Origin of the sequence: Trinickia terrae (assembly GCF_005144415.1) — a bacterium.
Lineage (GTDB): Bacteria > Pseudomonadota > Gammaproteobacteria > Burkholderiales > Burkholderiaceae > Trinickia_A > Trinickia_A terrae.
This window is the reverse complement of record NZ_SWJE01000009.1, coordinates 184,324-200,515: the sequence shown is the minus strand read 5'-3', so window position 1 is coordinate 200,515 and position 16,192 is coordinate 184,324. Positions and strand designations below refer to the sequence as shown.

The following is a 16,192-nucleotide window of genomic DNA, read 5'->3' as shown; positions in this document are numbered from 1 at the left end:
GCGACCAACATGACCGAAGCAGTGATCGTTTCAACGGCCCGCACGGGACTCGCCAAGAGCTGGAAGGGTTCTCTCAACATGACGCACGGCGCGACGCTGGGCGGGCACGTCGTCAGCCACGCGATCGCGCGTGCGGGCATCGAGCCGGGCGAAGTCGAAGACGTGCTGATGGGCTGCGCGACGCCGGAAGGCGCGACGGGCGCCAACATCGCGCGGCAGATCGCGCTGCGCGCGGGCTGCCCCGCCGGCGTGCCGGGTATGACCGTCAACCGCTTCTGCTCGTCCGGCCTGCAGACCATCGCGCTCGCTGCGCAGCGCGTGATCGCGGGCGAAGGCGACATCTTCGTCGCGGGCGGCGTGGAGTCGATTTCCTGCGTGCAGCAGGAAATGAATCAGCACATGCTGACCGAAAGCTGGCTCAACGCGCACAAGCCCGCCATCTACTGGAGCATGGTGCAGACGGCGGAGAACGTCGCGAAGCGCTACGAGATCGGCCGCGATCGCCAGGACGAGTATGGGGTTCGCAGTCAGCAGCGCGCGGCGGCTGCTCAGGCGGATGGAAAATTCGCCGACGAGATCGTGCCGATCACCACGGCGATGGGCATCGCCGATCCGGAAACGCGCCAGCTGCGCACGCGCGAAGTCACGCTGGCCGCCGACGAGGGGATTCGCCCCGACACCACGCTCGAAGGCGTCGCGAAGATCCGGCCGGCCATGCCTGGAGGCGTGATCTCGGCAGGCAACGCGAGCCAGTTCTCCGATGGCGCGTCGGCGGCCGTGGTGATGAGCGGCAAGCTGGCTTCATCGAAGGGCTTGCAGCCGCTCGGCGCGTTTCGCGGCTTCGCCGTGGCCGGCTGCGAGCCGGACGAGATGGGCATCGGCCCGGTGTTCGCGGTGCCGAAGCTGCTCGCGAAGGCCGGCTTGAAGGTCGGCGACATCGGCCTGTGGGAGCTGAACGAAGCGTTTGCCGTGCAGGTGCTCTATTGCGTCGACAAGCTCGGCATTCCGATGGAGCGGCTCAACGTCAACGGCGGTGCGATCGCGGTCGGGCACCCGTACGGCGTGTCGGGTGCGCGCTTGGTCGGCCATGCGCTGATCGAGGGCAAGCGGCGCGGCGTCCGCTACGTGGTCGTCACGATGTGCATCGGCGGCGGCCAGGGCGCGGCCGGTCTCTTCGAGGTGCTGTGATGGGCTCGCTGCTGGTGTCGCGCCGTGACTTGAATTTCCTGCTTTACGAATGGCTCGACGTCGAGTCGCTCACGCGGATTCCGCGCTTTGCCGATCATTCGCGGCAGACGTTCGACGCCGTGCTCGATACGAGCGAGCGCATCGCGACCGAACGCTTCGCGCCGCACAACAAGAAGAACGATCAGCAGGAGCCGCATTTCGACGGCACTGCCGTTCATATCATTCCCGAAGTCAGGGCTGCGCTCGACGTCTTCCGCGACGCGGGGCTGATGGCGGCGGGGCAGGATTTCGAGCGCGGCGGCATGCAGTTGCCGACCGTCGTCGAGAAAGCCGCGTTCGGCTATTTCGTGGCCGCCAATGCGGGCACCAGCTCGTATCCGTTCCTGACGATCGGCAACGCCAACCTGCTTTTCGCGCACGGCACGCCCGCGCAGATCGACACGTTTGCGCAGCCCGAGATCGAAGGACGTTTCTTCGGCACGATGTGCCTGTCGGAGCCGCAGGCGGGGTCGTCGCTGTCGGACATCGCCACGCGTGCGGATTACGAAGCGGAATCGCCGTGGGGGCGACAGTACCGCCTGACCGGCAACAAGATGTGGATCTCCGCCGGCGAGCACGAACTGTCGGACAACATCGTCCATCTGGTGCTCGCGAAAACGCCGGGGCCGGACGGCAAGCTGATTCCCGGCGTGAAAGGGATTTCGCTTTTCATCGTGCCGAAGTTTCTTGTCGGTGAAGATGGCGCGCTCGGTGAGCGCAACGACGTCGCGCTGGCCGGCCTCAATCACAAGATGGGCTATCGCGGCACGACCAACTGCCTGCTCAACTTCGGCGAAGGCACGCGGTTCCGGCCGAAGGGGCCGGACGGCGAGCCGCGCGCGGGGGCCATCGGTTATCTCGTCGGCGAGGAGCACAAGGGTCTCGCGTACATGTTCCACATGATGAACGAGGCGCGCATCGGCGTTGGCATCGGGGCGACGATGCTCGGCTATACCGGCTATCTGCATGCGCTCGATTACGCCCGCACGCGCGTGCAGGGACGGCCGGTCCTGTCGTCCGGCAAGGATGCCGGGTCGCCGCAGATTCCGCTCGTCGAGCACGCCGACGTGCGCCGCATGCTGCTCGCGCAGAAGGCCTACGTGGAAGGCGCGCTCGGCCTGAACCTGTACTGCGCGCGGCTCATCGACGAGGCGCGGGGCGCGGCCGACGACGCCGCGCAGCGCAAGCTCGGGCTGCTGCTCGACATCCTTACGCCGATCGCGAAGAGCTGGCCGTCGCAGTGGTGCGTCGAGGCCAACAGTCTCGCGATCCAGGTCCACGGCGGCTACGGCTATACGCGCGAGTACAACGTCGAGCAGTTCTATCGCGACAACCGCTTGAATCCGATCCACGAAGGCACGCACGGCATCCAGGCGCTGGACCTGCTCGGCCGCAAGGCCGTGATGGAGGACGGCGCGGCATTGACGGCGCTCGTCGAGCGCGTGCAGGCCACGATCGACCGTGCGCTGACAGGCGGCGACGCCGAGCTGGCGGGCTACGCGCATGCGCTTGGCGACGCCGTGCGGCAGCTCGGGAAGGTCACGCGCGCGCTGTGGGCGGCGGGCGATCCGCGCGTGACGCTCGCAAATGCATCGGTCTATCTGGAGGCGTTCGGGCACGTCGTCGTCGCATGGATCTGGCTCGAGCAGGCCGTTTGCGCCGCGCGCGCCACGGCGAACGCGCAGGGCGACGAGGCCGATTTCTATCGCGGCAAATTGCAAGCAGTGCGCTATTTCTTCCGCTGGGAACTGCCGAAGACCAGCGCGCAACTCGCGCTGCTGGCGTCGCTCGATACGACTACGCTCGACATGAAGGACGATTGGTTCTGAATCCGTCCGTTGCGCACACAACATTGTTTCTGGAGACAAAATGAAGCACCCCCACACTCACTATCGTTCGTTGCCCCCCGAGGGGGCGGATGCCTCCCTTGGGACGGCCCGGCGGGAGGCATCATGGGTACGTTGAAGCAGCTATTCGATCTTTCCGGCAAGACGGCGCTCGTCACGGGCGGCTCGCGCGGGCTCGGCCTGCAAGTGGCCGAGGCATTGGGTGAGCAGGGCGCGCGCATCGTGCTGTCCTCGCGCAAGGCGGGCGAGTTGCAGGAGGCGCAGGCGCATTTGAAAGCGCTCGGCATCGACGCCGGCTGGATTGCCGCCGACGCCGCACTGGACACCGACATCCAGCGCCTCGCCGACGAGGCGCTTAGCAAACTGGGCCACGTCGACATCCTCGTGAACAACGCCGGCGCGACCTGGGGCGCCCCCGCCGAGGACCATCCGGTCGACGCCTGGGACAAGGTGATGAACCTCAACATCCGCGGCCTGTTCCTGCTCACGCAGCAGATCGGCAAGCGCTCGATGATCCCGCGCCGCTACGGCAGGGTCGTCAACATGGCGTCGATCGCGGGCTTGCGCGGCAATCCGCCCGATTCGCTCAATACCGTCGCGTACAACACGAGCAAGGGCGCGGTCGTGAACTTCACTCGTGCGCTCGCGGGCGAGTGGGGCAAGTACGGCATTACCGTGAACGCGATTGCCCCGGGGTTCTTTCCGTCGAAGATGACGCGCGGCGCGCTCGAGCACCTCGGGGTCGAGAAGCTGGCGGCCGACCTGCCGCTGCGGCGGATCGGCGACGACGAAGACCTGAAAGGGGCCACGTTGCTGTTCGCGTCGGACGCGGGCAAGCACATCACCGGGCAGATCCTCGCCGTGGACGGCGGCGCGAGCGCCGTGCTGTGAGCGGATGGCGGACTGCCGACAGAGGAGGGGACAAGTGAAAGACTTCAACGGCAAGGCCGCGGTCGTGACGGGCGCAGGCTCCGGCTTCGGTCGCGAATTCGCGCGGGCGGGCGCCGCGCTCGGCATGAAGCTCGTGCTGGCCGACGTGCAGCAGGATGCGCTCGATGGCACGGTGAGGGAGATCGAAGCGCTTGGCGCGGAGGCGATCGCGCGGCGCGTCGACGTGAGTCGCAGCGAGGAAGTCGAAGCGCTCGCGGATGCGGCGTTTTCGAGGTTCGGCGCGGTGCATCTGCTGTTCAACAACGCGGGCGTCGGCGGCAGCGGCGGGCTCCTGTGGGAGGGCAGCGTGCGCGACTGGCAGTGGACGCTGGGCGTGAACCTGTGGGGCGTGCTGCATGGCGTGCGCGCGTTCGTTCCGCGCATGCTCGCGGAGGCGCGGCAAGACCCGGCCTATCGCGGCCATATCGTGAACACCGCGTCGATGGCTGGGCTCGTGAATGCGCCGATGATGGGGTCCTACAACGTATCGAAGCACGCAGTGGTGTCGCTCTCGGAAACGCTGTTTCAAGACCTAATGCTTGCCAGCGAGCAGGTTCGCTGCTCCGTGCTGTGCCCGTACTTCGTGCCGACCGGGATCACGCACTCGGAGCGCAACCGTCCCGCCGAGCTGACCGACCCCGGTTCGTTGACGCGCTCGCAGCAAGTCGCCAAGGCGATGAACGAGAAAGCGGTGAGTTCGAGCCGGGTCAGCGCGGAGCAGATCGCGCAGATGACCTTCGACGCCATCCGCGACGAGCGCTTCTACATCTATTCGCATCCGCACAGGCTTGCCGGCGTCGAAAGCCGCATGACCGACCTGCTGGCGGCGCGCAATCCGGCCGATCCGCTGGCGGCGCAGCCCGAGGTGCGGGCGGCGCTCGAAAAGGCGGCACGGGGGTGAACATGTGATCGGCCGTTTCGGAACGGTTGTTCGCGTTCAATTGAAGGGGCGGCGTCCCGTTTGCGGAGTACCTGGGTATTCGTACTTTTCGTAAATCTGGCGGTTCGCTCCCGTCATGCCGCACTGCCGTCAACCGCAGGGCATGAGGGTGCCGTTCGCTTGCCGGAAAACACCTGCACACAAAATCGAAAGCGGCTACACAGTCTTCATCTCGCGCTGACCGTTAACGTGTTGTGCGGTGAGCAAACTCGTCTTGGGATTGGCTGCAGCTGCGCGCAGCGGCGCGGCTGAGTACCGACGAGCGCATGGTCGATACCGTAGCGCACGAAGCAAAATCGCCTGTCGTACGAACGAACATTTGCGAACCCGTCGCCTCGGTCGCACTCCCATGAATTCCAGCGAATGTTGACGGAAGACTAATTTTGTTTAATTTGACATAAGATAAATTATCGAACTTTTTGATGGTTCGTAAGATAATTGAAAGTCAAATTCTCACGCCAACAATCAGCCGAAAAGCCGCTCCCCGAAGCGGCTTTTTTCTTTTAAGCGACCACTTACGGAGGCCAACCGGAGTCCACCCATGACAAAACGACAACGACCATTCCTTACCAAACACAACGCCGCATCGCCGAGCGAGTTCCTGTACTACGCGAGCGGTATGCCAATGAAGTATCTAACCCGCGTCCTACAGCGCCACGAGCGAACGGTAAAGGCCTGGATGGCCGGTAAAGCCGTCATCCCACCTTGGGCAGTCGCCGTGCTGCGCCTGCGCCACCTGGAGCACGAGATGACCCAGGATCAAATGGGCTTACGGGCCATCCAACGCGAGCAACAAGCCCGCGAACGTCAACCCGTCATCCAGCGTCGACCAGCCACCAACGACGAGCAATACGCCGTGCAACTACGGTTAGACATTGTATAAATCGATTTTCGAAAAAGCAAAGGGCGGAAAAATCGCCCTTTATTTTTTCAACCGACAAGCACGCTACGAGCTATTTTTGCTTCTAGCGGCATGAATCGTAACGACTTTATCCTTGATCGCTGGTCTTGGTATCCTGTGCCAGTAACTTGGAGAGCGCGGTAGCCGTCAATTTATATGCTTCTTCAATCTTGAGGGCATTCTGAGATAGCGCGACCTGAGTATTCTGAATGAATTCAATGAGCGCTACCGTTGGAATCACTACGCTGTGCTTCACTCGCCGCTTTTCGGGATCTCCGGGCTTCTCGCCTATTTCTACAGTCACAAAAAATTGCAACCGACTGTTAGGGATGCCTACGAGAGTGCCAGCGATTCCATCCGCGTAAATCTCCGGAATTTCTTCCGGAATCTCAACATCTGCGTTTCCGACAGGAGATCGCTGCTTAATGATTTTCGACATATTCCGAATTTTCCAAAAATAGCGGACTAGCTATCGCTGGCAAGCCAGTAGATATAGCGGGAGTGGTGAGGCCAAAAAAGTAATTCTCAGCGAAGGTGTCATGCGCCGAAACCAGCTTAGGCAAACCTGTAATAATCGGCTGAGGAGTAACTACTTCTGCACTATCAATGCGCAAAGTAATATTCGCAGTCATCGAAACCACGGATACGTAAACATTGCCTACCGCCAAGTCTGACGGCACGGACAGACTCACGCCACTACCATAATGGCGAACCAATGTAAGCATTGCCCCGTCGTCCTCCGCGATTACGTTTAATAGACGAGCCGTAGGAGCCGCAGGAAGTACCTCTCCGTTCTCATATTTGCTGAACGCAGTAGGGCCAACCCCCAGCAATTTACCGGCAGCAGCTTGCGTCATTTTCCATCGCGCCCTGAGCTTGCGTAACTCGTTCCGCGACGGAATACCCAACGCCGCCCGCTTCGCCTCATTCAGCGCACGCTTATTGGTCTTATCCTGTTCGAGCGTCACCTGTGCGCGACCACACTGAGTACAGACCGACGAATGCACTGTTACTTCGACCTCTCCGTCGTCAAACGCTACCTGCCGCGTCGCAGATCTCTCACGTAGAGCCTCGCAGCCGCAATACTTACATGCAGTCATGATGTATGGAACGAAATTTGAAGAAGAAAGGATCCGTCGGGACTTAATCCAAACTTCATGTAGTACTCGCATCGAGTCTCGCGACCGTCGTCGTGGGTTTCCCTTACAGGGACGACATAACAATCGCAAGGTACCCAACCAACAAACGGACCAAGGTTCGAACGGCACCACCTGCTATCGATGTACCTCGCTTTTTTCGACTTCAGAAGCCGAAGACGTTCAAGGACTCCCCCTTCGTCAAGGTCAAGCGTAAGCATGTCGTCATAGCACTTCTCCGTTGCTATCACAATGTGCTCTGTCCGCAACTGTGGCAGCAGTTGATCGAGCGGATACATCGGCACTGCGCCAAATATACAGGCCGCGATGTCCGGCTCCGCGTCGTCCGCAGGACGGGGCGAAGGATTATAACTTACCTTTAAGGTAAGTTTCGAGGGTTGGTTTGTCAAGGGAGTTATGCGTGCCAGTAGTCGGAAGATATTACCAATACTTCAGCCGCAGCCGCGACTCCCGGCCCCACGAACGGGCACTGACTTTCCACACCGTTCGCAACGCGAACGTGACCCTACGCCGTGTTACCAGTCGCCATCCAAAACACGCCTATCGCATCGTTCCAGAAAAACCGCGCCGTCGACGTGTCCGCACCGCTCCCAAGCACGCAGTCATAAGCCGACTTGATCGCGTCCACAGCGTCGCACTCGCGGCCTAGGTGCGCGTACGGCTCGACCTCCGGCACCGGAATGCCCTTACTTGTCCAATAGCGCTTCTTGTTGAACGACGTCTCGTCAACGTCCTTGCCGATGTACTTGGAGATATAGCCAGCGATCATGTGCCGCATCGCACGACCCTTACCACCCATCTTCTTCGCGAGCGCCTGAAACTTGCGGTCTCCCGAGCTATCGTTCACCGCACCATCCGTGCCGAGCTTGCTTATCACAGACAGCCAAATCGAGCGCAGCAGATTCCAGTTCTGCCGACCGCTCACCGCCACATGCATATGCCATCCACCACGCTGATTCGGCTCGAGCACGGCGACGTAGTGAAAGTTATGCAACCGATTCAACCGCCGCCTGAAACCGTCCCAAGCCCTCGCCCATAGCTCGATCGACACCTCGCTATCGCGCATTGACAGCGTCAGCATACGGTCAGCCATGATCGCTTTGACACGCTTGCGCACGTTGCGCCGCGAACGCTCTATCGACGTCTGCTGCGATTTCGAGACACGCCCCGACAGATCGTCGTCCGTCTCGTTCTCACGCTGCTCGCGCTTGCCGCGCATCGAGCGAGGACGCAGGCGCAGTTCCTGAAAGCGACGTTGCACGGCCACGCTAAACGCCACGACCTCTTGCTGACCATCCGGAAAGCGTTGAGTGCGCACGATGAATTCATCGCTGAAAGGCCCCTCCGGCTCCTATTCCGGAATTGACTCGCCGCGCACCGCCGCCGCGTTCATCGCCTGGGGCGAGCCATACTGATTCAGAACGCTTTGATAAGACAGCGTTTTCTGACCTACAATGCCGTTACTCACGTTGGATAGGTCCTATATCCGATGTTGGTCACCGCCCGGGATCGCTGCCAACGATCGCCGGGTTTTTCTTTTTTGCCGCTCAACCTGCTATCTTTCGTGTCCGGCGGGAAACCTCTGGCTGTCGTTCCCTCGGACGCATCAGCCACCCGCCGTCTTGTCGCCCCGGGCATCCACTCCACGCATGGACCCCGGGGGTTTTTTTCGCCCGCGCCACGTACCTGCATACGCCCTGCCGAGGCCCATTTCCGTTAAGTGTTAGAGGTACAAGTTTAGGCGCGCTGCGCGCGCCTGCCTCTGCGGCCTACGGCTCGCCGGAGGCACGCGCGCCCCCGCGCCCCACTCGTTCCCTTCCACACCCACGGCAAGCCCGCCATCGCGCCATACGCCAGCCGCAGCGCCCACTCACACCATCCAACAACCTAGACAGAGCGCTACGCGCTAGAGGCGCTCGCCGCGCGGCGTTTTGCCAGCGCCACCGTTACCGCATGCTTGCCGCCAGTCCGCCGAGTTCTTCGCCATTTGCCGGTCACGGTAGATCACGGCTGCCCGGACGCCGGCGCTACGCGCCTTCAAGGGGGTATCCGTAACTGTCCATCGAAGCGCAGCATGCATTCGAGGTCGCGGCGCTCCCACAGCTTCTCGTTGGTCAAGCGATGGCAGAAGGAATCGTGTTGCTCACGCACGATGATCAGATAAAACGGTACGAATTCGCCCCGGTTCGGTACGTCTAGGTGCGCCCGTCAAGCACGCGCCTGCCGGGGTATTCGTACTAAAGGCACATGATTGCCGTTTGAGATTTCACGAATCCCGTGGCAATTGGCGGATGTCCTGAATTGCAATCGGTGTCATCCCGCCTCCTTCGCATATCGCGCCTGTGCCCCGGCAAGCGGATCCGGCGGCTCATAGCCCGCAAGGCGGCGCGCGATTTCTGCGCCGACCTCGTGCCCATACAGACGGGCGCCGTCCGCCAGCCCGGGCCACGCGGCATCGGCATCGCCGCTCAGCAGAGCCGCCACGTGCCGATGGACAAAAGTCGCCGAAAGCGGCGGCACCAGCAGATTGGCCTGCACGTCCAGCACGGTTTCCGGACGATCGGTGCTGAAGCGGCATGTCATGCACGGCACGCCCAGCACGGCGGCCTCCTCTTGCAGGCCACCGCTGTCGGTGTAGATGGCGCGGCAATGCGGCGATGCAAGAAACGCGATGACGTCCGCGTAGCTCGGCCACAATTCGTGCACCACGACGCCGCGCTTTTGCACGTCCGCCAGCAGCCCCGTCAGTCCGTGCTGGCGCAACGCCCCCATCAGCGCGTTGGTCTTGATCAGCACGACCTGGAACCCGTCCCGGCTGAGCCGCGCGATGCCTTCCAGCACGGCGGCGACGCGCTGCGGCGTCATGTTCTCGCGGCGATGCAGATCCACGCGCAGCCAGCGTCCGTCGGCCAGCTGCGGATGGCGTTCAAAGATCGACACGCCGGCCGGTGCGGCCTGCGCCAATTTCACCGCGTCGCTGCTGAGCGATCCGACGCGCTCGATGCACCCGGCCGGATAGCCCTCGCGAACGAGTTGCTCGGCGTTGCGCGCGACAGGCGCCAGCAGCAAGCCCGATACGACCGAGGCGAGCCGTGTGTCGACGCCTTCCGGAAACGGTTCATCGGGGACCGGCAGCCACTGGCAGGCTCGCTGCGCGCGAATGTTGTCGTCGAGCGCGCGCCAGTGCTCCGGGCCGGGCGGCGCGAGGCTGCGCAGGCCCGCTTCCACGTGAACGCTGCGGATGCCGTGCGCGAAGTACCAGTATTGCGGAAAGAGCGCGGCGGTCGACGTGTCGCCTGAAATGACCGGTATCGCCGACATGCGCAGGCCGCTCGCCTGCAAACAGGCGCTCAGTTCCGCGACGCCGTGCGCGAGCTGCGCCGCGCGCTCGATCAGCGAGCCGCGAATACCGAAGGCGGCCGCGACCAGATGCTCGTATCCCAGCTCGCGCCGCGCTCCCGTCAAATCGGCGTCGTAGTGCTGGCCGCTGTCGATCAGCAGAAACGGCACGCCGTGCGCGACGCACGCGTGCACGAGGCTCGCGAGCTTGATATAGCAAGGCTTGGTGGCAAGCACGATCAGGTAGAGCGGCCTGCCCCGCTCGTTCGCGGCCTCGACGGCAGAGGCGACGCGCGCGCTGTCGAGCCGCTCGATCGCATGGTTCATCCTGTGCATTCGAGCTGCTCCATACGCTTGATCTCACGGCCGCCGACCTGCTCGATCGTCGCGAGTTCGGCCAGCACCTGGCCGGGCGTCGTCCGGGACAGACACGGATAGCTGCCCGCGCACGTCTCGGCCTTGTTGCAAGGGCAGCAATCCAGCGCAGCCTGGATCACGCGAACCCGCTGTCCGGGGAAGATGCGGAACGCGGGGTCGATGCCGCCGAAGATCGCCAGCGTCGGCACCAGGCAGGCCGCCGCCAGATGCAGCACCCCCGAGTCGAAGCAGATCACCGCCCGGGCATGCGCGAGCAGGCCCAGCAGCTGCGGCAGGCTCAGCCGCCCGCGCAGATCGGCGGCGCAGGGCAGCGCCGGCCCCGAGCTCAGACCGGTCAGCACCACCCGCTCCGCCGCGAGGCGCGCAAGCAACTCGTGCACGTGGCCGGCCGGCCAACTGCGCGCGGGATGTCCCGATTCCGGCGCCACGACGAGCGCGCCGGCATAGCGGCGAAACGGTCCGCTCCACGACTCCGGAACGTGCAGGCGCGGCGCCTCGAATGGCCCCGGCACGCTCAGCAGCCGGGCGAATTCGAGCGTGCGGTGCATCGACGGCGGCAATGCCGCCGTCGCCGCGTCGAGATCGATCGTGTCCTCGCGCGGCGCCGTCGAGAACGTGACCCCGGGACGCCCCGCCTGCATCGCCTCGTGCCACTCGGGCCGCGTCACGAGATGAACGGCGGCCCCGCGCTTTGCCAGCGCATCGGCGATGGGTAGCAACATGACCAGGTTGCCGAGCCCGTGCGTGCGCTTGATCGAGATGCTGGCCGGCGCGCTCATCGTGGGTTTCCGTCCGGGTTCATGATGCGGCTTCCAGTTGGCGCGCGTTGCGCTTCACCTTGTCAAACGCCGAGGCGATGTCGTCGATGTCCCGCTCGGCGCCGAGGAACAGCCAATGCGGCAGCACGACGTGCCGGCGGTGCGCTTCGTCCGCATTCCGCAACGGCCTCGGAACGCTTGCCCGCCCGGCTTCGAGCAGCGCGTGACGGTCGAGCGGCGCGTAGGGCTGATGGACCCAGCAGCCGAGCTCGGCTGACAGCGCGGTCCCCACCGGCGCCGCATCGATGCCGTCGAAGGCCGGGCCTTCGAGCCGCACGGGGAAGTGATAGAGCGTCGTCTGCTCGCTGCCGGCCGAGCTGCGCTGCAAGCCGAACCCGCCGATTTCGCTCAGGGAGCGGCGCAGGCGCTCCACGCGCTGCGCCCGCAGGCGGTTCTCGTCGTCGAGATCGTGCAGGCGCGCGCACAGCACCGCCGCCTGGATCTCGCTCAAGCAGAAGTTCTGCGCGAAGACGCCGCCGGCCTCCTCGAGATCCATGCGGCCCGCCGGCGCGCGCTGCGCGCTCAGGCGGCGGCCGTCCGAGCGGGCGCGATAGATCCGGTCGGCCAGTTCGGCGTCGCTGCAGATGCACGCCCCGCCCTCGCCCGCCGTCAGCACTTTGCCGTTCTGCATGCTGAACGTGCCCACCGTGCCGATCGAGCCGACCCGCTTGCCGCGCCAGCGCGCGCCATGCGCTTGCGCGCAGTCCTCGATCAGCGCGATGCCTGCGTCGTTCGCGAGGGCCGTGAGCGAGTCGAGGTCGGCGACCGCATTGAAGAGATGCACGGCCATGATCGCGCGCGTGCGCGGCGTGAGCGCGTCGCGCGCCGCCGCCGGATCGATGCAGAGCGAATGCGGATCGATATCGACCAGCACGGGCGTAGCGCCGATCGCCACAACCGCGCTTGCGCAGGCCACCCACGTCAGGCCCGGCACGATCACTTCATCGCCGGCGCCGATGCCCAGTGCGCGCATCGCGCACATCAGCGCGCTCGTGCCGTTCGCGGTCGGGATGCAGAACCCCACGCCGTTGTATTGGGCAAACGCGCGGGCAAAACGCGTGTCGTAGGCATCGCCCGCGCCGTTCGACAGCCCGCTGACCGCCCATCGCCCGCTGCGCAGCACGTCCGTCACCGCCGCCTCGGCGGCCGCCGTCGTACGCGGCCATTGCGGCCACGGCGTGCTGCGGATCGCGCGCCCTCCCGTCACTGCCAGTTCGCTCATGCCGCACCTCCATCGAGAGTTTCCACAGTCGGGCCGCTTGTCAGACGCAGGTTCGACACGCCGCCCAGGTAGTACTGCACGGTCGGCTGCTCCGTGCACGCGAAGCGCACCGCATGGCGCAGGAAACGGCGATACAACTTGTCGTCCTCGCCGGTGCGCATGCGCAGATCGGTCTCGCTGAACTCGGTATCGAAACCGATGCGGCGCAGCGTCTCCGTTTTGAACAGCCATTCGTTCATGTCGACCGTCAAACTGCCGGCATCCGCATCGGCGGGCGCGTTGCGGGGCGCACCGTCGCGCATCACCGGGCTGCCCGGCACGATGGCGCCGAGCTCCACGCACTCGCGGTACAGCTGCGCGGCGACGGCGGGATCGCCCTGCCAGGGGAAAAAGTCGAACGGGAAAGGGGAGCCGTCGGGAAAGCGGACGAAACGCCACGAGTGCGCGGCATCGAGCCCGTCCCGCTCGATCAGGTCCAGCAGCGACCGGATGTGGTCAGGATCGATCGCGTTGTCGTCATCGAGGAAGCAGACGAAGGGCTCTTGCACGTCGAGCAGCGCGGCCTGCCGCAAGCGCGCGATGCGCGGCGACGAGGCGCCTTGGAACGGCTCTCCGTCGAGCGAATGCCATTCGACCGCGGTGCGCCAGCGGGCTAGCGCGGGTGCGTCGCGCAGCGCGTCGACGCGCTCCGACAGCACCCGGTGCCGCAGACGCGGCGAGCCGCGCTGCGCGGCGACGCTCGCGATGCAGCGCGCCAGCTCGTCGGGACGGTCGACTGCGAAGGTCAAAATGCAGACGTCAGCCAGCGATCCAGACACGTTCGCCTCCAATCCGGTTAGTGTGTGAAATGACGGCGTCGAGATCCTTGCGGGCCACCTGCGACGCGTAGAACGAGAGCACGCCGAGTTTGTCGGCGAGCCAGCCGCCGGCGGCCGTAAGCTCGCCGCGGCGCTCGCCGGTGCAGCATTGCAGGGCTGAGCGATAGCCGGCCTCATCGAGCTCGCCCGCGTACGGCAGGTCTTCGTAGAGCGGCAGCGGGCAATGCGGCCCGAACGCGATCTGCGCGGCAGCGCGCGTGACAAGATGATCGACGTGGCCGCCGATGCCGAGCGGCGCGTAGACGGCGCACGGCTTCAACTGCGCATGCAGTGCGGCGAACCGCTCGGCGAGCGTATCGACGATGGGGTCGCGCAGCGCGGCGGCTTCGTCGACGAACAGCGCATCGCTGCCGTACCCGCGCAGCGGCGCTTCGGCGAACGGCAGCGCCATGGTCTCCAGGTTCAACGCGCGGCATGCCCTGGCCTCTTCGAGTGCGCGCAGCTGCGTGATCTCATCGGCCGTGAGCCCGGCGCGCGCATAGGGCGCGAAATCGCTGCGCGTGAACACGGTGACGGCGATGCCCGCGCCGCGCGGGCCGCGGGCCGAGAGCACGCGGCCCGCCAGCGAATACGCGATATCGTCGCGGTGCGGCGACAGGTACAGAACCGGCGCGCGCGTGCTCATTCCGGCCGGACGCTGCCGAGCGTGGCCACGTAGGCGGCCCGCAATGCCGCCACGGAGTGCGCCGGCGCGAAGCTGCGCGCGAAGCGCTCGCCGAGCTGCGCGCTCGCCGCGCGCGCGTGCGACGCCGACGTCAGCAATGCCAGCAGCGCTTCCGCCAGCCGGCCCGTGTCGCCGACCGGCGTGAGCCACGGGTAGTCGCCGCCGCAGACCCAGCGCGCGCCGGCCGTCGCGGTGGCGACCACCGGACGGCCTCTCGCGATCAGTTCGAGCAGCGCGACGGGCGCCCCCTCGAACAGGGAGCTCAGCACGAAGACGTCGGCCGAGGCAGCGATTTCGTCGATCGCCCGGAACGGCTCGAACGCGCCATGAAAATGCACCTGCTCATGCACGCCAAGCATCTTCGCGAGCTGCCCCAATGCCTCCCGCTCTTCACCGTCGCCCCAGATCGCGAGGCGCGCCGCCGGCAGCCGCGCGCGCAGCAGGCTGAACGCCGCCAGCAGGAACGGCAGTCCCTTCTCTGCCGACAGCCGCGCGACGCAGCCGATCACCGGCGCCTGCCGCGGCGCGAGCGCGACCTCCCACTCGACGGGCGCCACGGTATTGGGCACGACGTGGATCTCGCCGCGATACTGGTAATGGCTGACTGCGTGGCGGGCCGCCTCGGGGTTGAAGACGAGCAGCGTGTCGAGGCGGTGGATCAGCTCCTTCAGCTCCGGCGCGAGCCACCAACAGTTCGGGCTCAGATCGGTCGGCTCCCAGCCCACCACGGGCACCGGCACGCCGCGGCGCAGCCACTCGAAGCAATGCGCCTCGATCGGCATGAACTGGATCAGATCGGCCGGCGCCGATGCGTGCACGCGCTCGCCGAGCGCGCAGAGCCCTTGCGGCGAGCCGTCTTCCGCACCGATCAGCTCGATACGTCCGGCGCCAGTCTGTTGCAGCTGCGCGCGCCACCACGGATGCGCGCCGGGGCCCGTGATGAAGCGCAGCCTGTGGCCGTCGGCGGCGATCAGCTTCGCGAACGTCACCGCCGCGTATTCGGTGCCGCCCAGGTTCGCGAGCGACGGCACGACCCAGATCAGATTGAACCCCATCATCAGGTGTCCTGTTCACGCACGAACCGGAAGAAACCGCCCTGCTCGCCCGGCTCGGCGCCCGGCTCACGGCCGCGCGCCGCTTCGAGCGCGAAGCCCGCGCGCTGCGCCGCGCCGATCAGCGCAGCGTTCGTATGGTTGTATTGGCAAACGGTTTTCCATACGCGGCGCTCTTCGGCGCCGTCGGGCCGGATATAGCTGAAAAGCTGGTGGCTGACGAGGCGCCGGCTGTCGGCGTCGTATTCTTCCCAGCCCATCATGGCCGCATGGCGCACGCCGTCCTGCGTCTCTACACCGTCCGCCAGACCGTACGTCAGCATCGGCTTCGGAAAACCCGCGGCGGCCGCTTGCAGGCGCGCCGCGCTGCGCTCCCGCGTATCGGTGAGCAATGCGCCGCCCGGCCGCAGCCACCCATGCGCGCGCAGGAAAAAGCGCTCGAGCTCTTGCGGGTCGAGGTGCGGGACGAAGTCGTCGGGGGCGATCAGCGCGTCGAACGCGCTGGCTTCGGGCGCCTCCATGTCGAGGAAGCTGCCCTGACGCCAGTCGAAGCGGGCGCGCTGCTCGCGCGGCAGCCGCTCCGCCTTCGACTGCAGCCGCGCCAGCATGGCCAGCGACACGTCGACGCCAAGGATGCGATGTCCATCGCCGGCCAGCTGTAGCGCAATCCGGCCGGTGCCGCAGCCGATGTCGGCCACGTAGCGAGGCGCGCCCGCCAATTGCGTCCGGTAGTACTCGACGGTGGCGTTCGAGCCGCTGTCGCCCGCACCGGCGTCGTACAGCGCAGGGTCGTAGAAATCGCGCTCCCAAGGTACCTGAGGTTCCCGCATCCGCTGCTC

At 65.3% G+C, this 16,192-nt stretch carries 15 protein-coding genes; 5 read left to right on the top strand and 10 right to left on the bottom strand.

Features of this window, described 5'->3' with window-relative positions:
• The first annotated feature begins 9 nt into the window (after positions 1–9).
• The 5 genes from FAZ69_RS18340 to FAZ69_RS18320 all read left to right on the top strand — a co-directional run bounded on the left by FAZ69_RS18340 (position 10) and on the right by FAZ69_RS18320 (position 5,827).
• Complete coding sequence (locus tag FAZ69_RS18340) at positions 10–1,188, top strand: acetyl-CoA C-acyltransferase (protein WP_136896499.1); 1,179 nt, start codon at positions 10–12, stop codon at positions 1,186–1,188.
• Entirely contained in the window at positions 1,188–3,056 is a 1,869-nt protein-coding gene (locus tag FAZ69_RS18335; protein WP_136896498.1) for an acyl-CoA dehydrogenase, read from the top strand. The genes FAZ69_RS18340 and FAZ69_RS18335 overlap by 1 nt, the downstream gene beginning before the upstream one ends.
• A gap of 123 nt (positions 3,057–3,179) precedes the next feature.
• A complete protein-coding gene (locus FAZ69_RS18330) occupies positions 3,180–3,965 on the top strand; it encodes an SDR family oxidoreductase (protein ID WP_136896497.1) in 786 nt (261 codons plus the stop codon).
• Positions 3,966–3,999: 34 nt separating this feature from the next.
• On the top strand, positions 4,000–4,905 hold the full coding sequence (locus FAZ69_RS18325; protein ID WP_136896496.1) for an SDR family oxidoreductase: 906 nt from the start codon (positions 4,000–4,002) through the stop codon (positions 4,903–4,905).
• Between the two features lie 580 nt (positions 4,906–5,485).
• Positions 5,486–5,827 (top strand): hypothetical protein, encoded by a 342-nt coding sequence (locus FAZ69_RS18320; protein WP_136896495.1) that lies wholly within the window; start codon positions 5,486–5,488, stop codon positions 5,825–5,827.
• A gap of 106 nt (positions 5,828–5,933) precedes the next feature.
• Here FAZ69_RS18320 and FAZ69_RS18315 read toward each other — a convergent pair whose 3' ends face one another.
• The 10 genes from FAZ69_RS18315 to FAZ69_RS18265 form a co-directional block, all read right to left on the bottom strand.
• Entirely contained in the window at positions 5,934–6,284 is a 351-nt protein-coding gene (locus FAZ69_RS18315; protein WP_136896494.1) for a hypothetical protein, read from the bottom strand.
• Positions 6,268–6,945, bottom strand: coding sequence for a type II TA system antitoxin MqsA family protein (locus FAZ69_RS18310; protein ID WP_240702325.1), 678 nt, complete (start codon positions 6,943–6,945; stop codon positions 6,268–6,270). Before FAZ69_RS18310 ends, FAZ69_RS18315 begins: the two co-directional genes overlap by 17 nt.
• A 562-nt stretch (positions 6,946–7,507) precedes the next feature.
• Complete coding sequence (locus FAZ69_RS18305; protein WP_240702316.1) at positions 7,508–8,320, bottom strand: rolling circle replication-associated protein; 813 nt, start codon at positions 8,318–8,320, stop codon at positions 7,508–7,510.
• 995 nt (positions 8,321–9,315) lie between these two features.
• Positions 9,316–10,677: a UDP-N-acetylglucosamine 2-epimerase gene (locus FAZ69_RS18295; protein ID WP_136896492.1), complete on the bottom strand. Its 1,362-nt coding sequence runs from the start codon at positions 10,675–10,677 to the stop codon at positions 9,316–9,318.
• Entirely contained in the window at positions 10,665–11,498 is an 834-nt protein-coding gene (locus FAZ69_RS18290; protein ID WP_136896491.1) for a glycosyltransferase family 9 protein, read from the bottom strand. The genes FAZ69_RS18295 and FAZ69_RS18290 overlap by 13 nt, the downstream gene beginning before the upstream one ends.
• Positions 11,499–11,517: 19 nt before the next feature.
• Entirely contained in the window at positions 11,518–12,759 is a 1,242-nt protein-coding gene (locus FAZ69_RS18285; protein ID WP_136896490.1) for a DegT/DnrJ/EryC1/StrS family aminotransferase, read from the bottom strand.
• Positions 12,756–13,577: a glycosyltransferase gene (locus FAZ69_RS18280; protein ID WP_169708688.1), complete on the bottom strand. Its 822-nt coding sequence runs from the start codon at positions 13,575–13,577 to the stop codon at positions 12,756–12,758. Before FAZ69_RS18280 ends, FAZ69_RS18285 begins: the two co-directional genes overlap by 4 nt.
• Entirely contained in the window at positions 13,558–14,262 is a 705-nt protein-coding gene (locus FAZ69_RS18275; protein WP_136896488.1) for a PIG-L family deacetylase, read from the bottom strand. Before FAZ69_RS18275 ends, FAZ69_RS18280 begins: the two co-directional genes overlap by 20 nt.
• Positions 14,259–15,359: a glycosyltransferase gene (locus tag FAZ69_RS18270; RefSeq protein WP_136896487.1), complete on the bottom strand. Its 1,101-nt coding sequence runs from the start codon at positions 15,357–15,359 to the stop codon at positions 14,259–14,261. Before FAZ69_RS18270 ends, FAZ69_RS18275 begins: the two co-directional genes overlap by 4 nt.
• Positions 15,359–16,183, bottom strand: a complete 825-nt coding sequence (locus FAZ69_RS18265) for a class I SAM-dependent methyltransferase (protein WP_136896486.1) — start codon at positions 16,181–16,183, stop codon at positions 15,359–15,361. The genes FAZ69_RS18270 and FAZ69_RS18265 overlap by 1 nt, the downstream gene beginning before the upstream one ends.
• Between the last annotated feature and the right edge of the window lie 9 nt (positions 16,184–16,192).